Source organism: Amycolatopsis kentuckyensis (assembly GCF_002155975.1).
Taxonomy (GTDB): Bacteria; Actinomycetota; Actinomycetes; order Mycobacteriales; family Pseudonocardiaceae; genus Amycolatopsis; species Amycolatopsis kentuckyensis.
This window is the reverse complement of record NZ_MUMI01000155.1, coordinates 1-2,207: the sequence shown is the minus strand read 5'-3', so window position 1 is coordinate 2,207 and position 2,207 is coordinate 1. Positions and strand designations below refer to the sequence as shown.

The window sequence follows — 2,207 nt, the reverse complement described above, 5'->3', positions numbered from 1 at the left end:
CTGCTTCTCGCCGACCTCGACCGAGACCCCGGCGGTGGTCACCGTGCCGGAGCCGGGGATCCGCTCGCGCAGCGCGCCGATCGCGCGTGACACCCCGCCGCCGCCCAGCGTGTGCACGCCGGCGACCTCGCGGGCGGCCAGGCCGGCCACCTTCTGCACGACCAGCGACGAGATGGTGGTGCGGCCGGCGGCGCCCTCTTCGTTGAGCGGTGTCACGGTCCCGGGGCTTTCGGTCCGTTCGGGGTGCATGCGTACGGGCTCCTCTCGGCGGGTTCTCGCCCTTACGATGCCCGGCGGCGCGAAACCCTCACGCAAGGTCCCCCGATCGGGTTAATAGCCAATCGGCTTCCTCGGGCCATCACCCCGGGTGGACGTCCACGACGTGCACGTTCACCACCGAGGCGACGCCCAGTTGCCGGGACAGCTCGGCGGTGACCTCCCGCCGGAGCGCTTCGGCGGCCGCGTCGGCGATGATGCCGAACCGGACCGACACCAGCACCTGCACGACGTCGTCCTCGACGGCGACGGCCGAGATCCGCACGCCGAACGGGGCCCGGTCCGCGGCGATCGTCCGGGCCAGCCGGTCGACGACGCCTTCGGTGACGCGCAGCCGGCCCGCCTCGCCGGGGACCTCCACCGCCGTCCGGCGGCCGCGCGCGACGGCCCGCAGCACGCGTTCGACCAGGCCGGGCGGGGTCGGCACCCGGCGCCGGGCCGCGGCGCGCACGGCGTCCCAGCGGGGGTCCCGCTCGGGATCGTGAGTCTCGGCCATCACCGCTCCCTCAACTCGGCGAGCAGCGCCACCCTGGCCCGGTGCAGCCGGGAGCGCAAGGCACCGACGTTCACGTCGAGCACTTCGGCGACCTCTTCGTAGCTCAGCCCTTCCAGCTCCCGCAGCACGAGCGGCACGCGCTGGGACACCTCCAGCCGGCCGACCGCCCGCAGCACCGCGTCGACCTCTTCGGCCCGCACGACCCGGCCTTCGGGGCCGGGCACCGCGGCAGCGAACAGCGCGCTGTCCACAGTGGACTGCGGATCGGGGTCGTCGAGCGAGACCGTCGGACGGCGGCGGCGCAGCACGGCGAGCGCGCTGTTGGTGACGACGCGGTAGAGCCACGTCGACACCGCCGACTCCTGCCGGAACCCGGCCAGTGACCGCCACGCGGCCAGCCACGCCTCCTGCACCACGTCCTCGGCCTCGGCCGCGCTGCCGGTGATCCGCAGCGCGACCCGGTACATCCGGGGCGTGTGCTCCCGCACCAGCGCGCCGAACGCGGTGTCGTCGCCGCCCGCGGCCCTGGCGAGCAGCTCGGCGTCGTCGCTCACCCGGCGCCCCGGCGGTAGCGCAGGAGCGTGAAGCCGTCCTCGACCAGGATCGACGCGAGGGCGAGCCGGCGCGGCACGGCGGGCGTGGCGCCCGCGGCGATCCGGCCCGCGGTCCCGGCCACCAGCAGCGGCGCGACGGTCAGGCACAGCTGGTCCACGAGGTCGGCGGCGACGAGCCGGGCGAAGAGGCCGGGCCCGCCTTCGCAGTCGACCCGGCGCAGGCCGCGGGCGGCGAGCAGGTCGAGCGCCCGGGGCAGGTCGACGTCGTCGGCGCCCGCGCGCAGAACCTCGGCCCCGGCGGCTTCGAGGGCGCGGGTGTCGGCGGTGTCCGTGGTGACCACGATCGGGGGGACGGCGGTTTCGGTGAACAGCCGGGAAGCGGGGTCCAGGTTGGCCGTGCGCGTCACGACGGCGATCGGCGGAACTCCGGTGAATCCGAGCCGGCGACGGCGCTCCAGGCGTTTCGCGCCCGCGACGACCCCGCGGTAGTTCTCGGCGCGGGCGGTCCCGGCGCCGACCAGGATGACGTCGGCGAGGTCGCGGCCCAGCAGGAAGACCTTCCGGTCGGCCTCGTGCGAGAGCCCCGCGGACGTCGTGTCGATCTCGACGGCGCCGTCGGCGGACGCGACGAAGTTCACCTGCACCCAGGGCCGCTCCAGGCCTTCGGGGTAGGCGTAGATCTCTTCGAGGTCCGAACCGCTCAGCTCGCCCGTCCGTTCGGGCCACACACTCTGCACCCGATCATCCCAGCACGGACGTGAAACACGTCTCTACCGGGGGATATGCCCGCTCATCGGTACCACGGGCGCGGATAGGCTCTGCGACCATGCCCGCGCACCTGACCGGCCGCCGTCCCGAGCTGTCCGCCGACGAGCTGATCG

General features: G+C 74.7%; 4 protein-coding genes. All 4 read right to left on the bottom strand.

Going from position 1 to position 2,207, the window contains the following annotated elements:
- Window positions 1–249, bottom strand: a 249-nt coding sequence (locus CCN39_RS16325; RefSeq protein WP_143264054.1) for an Asp23/Gls24 family envelope stress response protein, incomplete at its 3' end; no start/stop codon positions are given.
- Between the two features lie 109 nt (window positions 250–358).
- A complete protein-coding gene (locus CCN39_RS16320; RefSeq protein ID WP_086842909.1) occupies window positions 359–772 on the bottom strand; it encodes a hypothetical protein in 414 nt (137 codons plus the stop codon).
- Window positions 772–1,326 (bottom strand): RNA polymerase sigma factor, encoded by a 555-nt coding sequence (locus tag CCN39_RS16315; RefSeq protein WP_086842908.1) that lies wholly within the window; start codon window positions 1,324–1,326, stop codon window positions 772–774. The genes CCN39_RS16320 and CCN39_RS16315 overlap by 1 nt, the downstream gene beginning before the upstream one ends.
- Window positions 1,323–2,063, bottom strand: a complete 741-nt coding sequence (locus tag CCN39_RS16310; RefSeq protein WP_086842907.1) for a pyrimidine reductase family protein — start codon at window positions 2,061–2,063, stop codon at window positions 1,323–1,325. The genes CCN39_RS16315 and CCN39_RS16310 overlap by 4 nt, the downstream gene beginning before the upstream one ends.
- Window positions 2,064–2,207 lie beyond the last annotated feature (144 nt).